This is a genomic window from Halobacteriovorax sp. XZX-3, assembly GCF_043196495.1.
GTDB lineage: Bacteria > Bdellovibrionota > Bacteriovoracia > Bacteriovoracales > Bacteriovoracaceae > Halobacteriovorax_A.
This window is the reverse complement of the sequence record NZ_JBEBMO010000009.1, coordinates 1-2,765: the sequence shown is the minus strand read 5'-3', so window position 1 is coordinate 2,765 and position 2,765 is coordinate 1. Positions and strand designations below refer to the sequence as shown.

The following is a 2,765-nucleotide window of genomic DNA, read 5'->3' as shown; positions in this document are numbered from 1 at the left end:
ATCCAGTTACGACCGGAAGAAGGAATCTCACCTAGTACAGATGCTGCGAGCATTAGCCCGTCCTCTGTCACTACACCTTCTTGACTCCAATCGGCAATCATCAATGGACGTAGTTGTTGGAACGCATCCCATGTACGACCCATCACACCACTACCTGCTGGACCAAACGCCTTAACCCAGAACGGGTCTTCGGCTGTGATGAAGTCCTCAATCATCTGAGTAGTCTGTGCACCTAGTGCAAAGCGGTCACTCACTTCAACGTCACCCAGTAGGGCACGTAGACCAAAGCCAACGAAGCCTTGGTTCCCAATCTCCGCCACTTCGTGTGGTAGTTCCTCGATACCTAGACCTGACGTGATAGCCTGAGTAATCAGACCACCTAGTGGTACACCTGCTGCACCGAACATCGCCATCTGTGAGAACAAGATGCGGCGTTTCTGCGCTGCTGTGAAGCCACCACGTTGTGCACCCTTAGTCGCTAGCTCCATTGTCTTGGCACCAACCTGCATGAACTGAGTAGCTACGCCCATCAACTGACGGACATCACCTGTACCTCGACCACCTTGCCAGTAGGCACGGTTGGCAGGACCAAGCTCTAGCAAGTCCTTGTTCACTTCTTCCAGAATTTCAGACAGCTCAAGGTCTGACGGAACTTTCTTCCCAGTGTTGCGCATCCAGTTCTGGAACTCAGCCGCAAAGGTAGCACGACGAGCAGTAAGCTCACCGCTGCGGTAAAGCATAAGAGAAATATTGTCAGCACTAGCCAGCATACGGCGGGTAACGCCAATGCCGTGAGAACTAATACGAGCCATATCCGAGTTATTAAACACCGCCTCTTTAAGTCCAGTGCGACGGAAAGCATCGTAAGTAGCTTTCGTAGTTTCATCAATCGCTCTCCCGTTGAATAGGATGTTGTACACCTTGCCTAGCATCTTACCGTCTTGGATGTTATCCAGTACGTGCATCCACGCTGTGTCGTTGATGACGCGAGGGATGTACTTAGCTGGGTACTTACCAATTGCTACGGACAGTGCTGATGCCTGCGTGTATAGCTGGGCTGGGTTCAACACACCTAGTAAGTTGTGCATCACAATTGTTTTCATCAGTGCGTATGGGTCTGCCTTACGGAACGTCTGAATCAAAGCGATACTCTCTTTATCAGCGAAGCCCAAACGACGGACACCATTCAGTGACCAGTCATGGATACGCTGCCACATAGCATCCGATAGTTCTTCTTCACGAGAAGGGATACCGTTCCATTCACGGATGACACGGCGTACTCGCTCTGCTGCTTTACCCTTCGGAGTGTTAGGTAATGCAGTGTCTTCGAAACCACGGATGGTAATGTCAGGGAACTCCTGACGTACTGTGTTAAGCCAACGCTTCTCACGTCCGATACGTACTTCGTTCTGAGAGATGAATGAACCCAAGTGTTTACTGTGACGTTGGAACGCCTCAAGTGGATTCACTCGTGATAGCTCCTGTCCAGATAGACCGAACAGTAGTTTGTCCTTCGAACGGACACCATGATACAGACCAGTGTGTGCGCCTACTGCTTCCTCAAGACGGGCAGCTCCTAGACCTTCATCTAGTAGGTCCACCTCTGGGAAGATTTGCTCTGCTGTTGCACGGTCAGTGCCATGCTTCTCCATCCAACGAGCAATCTGTTCTTCACGGAACAGCTTCGCATCTGACAAGCTATCGAATGCACGTAGTGCTTGAGAGCCTGATAGGTTAGGACGACCACGGGCAATCTTAGGCATACGTTGAGACACAACGAAGCGAGCCTCGTTAATCTTAGGCACGTAACCAGAGCGGTAGTTTAGGATACGGTCAGGCATTTCACTGATGGCATCTTTCTGCACACGTGCGTACTGCACGAACTCACCGGACAAGTCCAACTCACCAGTACCCTTGGTGTTCCAGTCCTTCTCTAGTCGTACCAGCACATCACCTTCATCGTACACCTTACGGACATAGTCATCTGTGATGTCTACTGTACGTCCTACCTTAGAGTCCCACACCCCTTGACCACGCTTATCGCGCACACTACCAAGTGCAGCACTCAAGTCCTCGAACGGCTTACCAATTGCTCGACCACCATCCTCTAGCCCTTGAAGCTTGACATCCTTCATGCCTGCTAACTCTTTCTCTCTACGTAGGACAAAGTCCTCGTTAATAAAGGTAGCGTCGCCATACAATCGGTAGCGGTAGTATGCCTCCACTTCACGTGGGTCGGTCAAAGTTACTTTACCCATCGGTGTGTTAACACCCGCTGCTAGCTCCGTAGGAGAGAACACAGTGCCCTCGACGTGTGTCTGAGGGTTAACCCATTCATCACCTGCTTGAAGCACCGCAGAGACGCGCTCACGCGCTTTCCCTTGGGTGATGCCATTCACTGGTTCAGTAGCCCAGTCTAAGAACGCACCAACTTTATCTTGGTATGCAGTGGACAAGTCGTCTGATTGCAGTGCTCGTTTCACTTCTAAGTTGAAGTCACCCTCTGCTGTACGACGTGACCATGCCGCTGGCGACATGATGTTAGCAAAGAAGTTCTGAGATGCTGCACCTTCCACTGTCGCAGAGTAAGTACCTGTCACATCATTGACAGAGAACTTCACCTTACCGCTACGAACAATGAGACGTTCCTTCTCACCCTCAGCCACTGGACGTGACTTATCACGCAGTGTGTACTGATAGGTGAAGCCCTTCGCGTCTTCATCCACCAACTTCAAGTTGTCCATGTGCAAGCCTTCGGTTAGGTA

1 pseudogene is annotated in these 2,765 nt (G+C 50.9%); it reads right to left on the bottom strand.

Annotated elements, in window-relative coordinates:
* Window positions 1-2,744 (bottom strand): annotated as a pseudogene (locus ABMA70_RS15880) (hypothetical protein); the annotation flags it as partial.
* Window positions 2,745-2,765 lie beyond the last annotated feature (21 nt).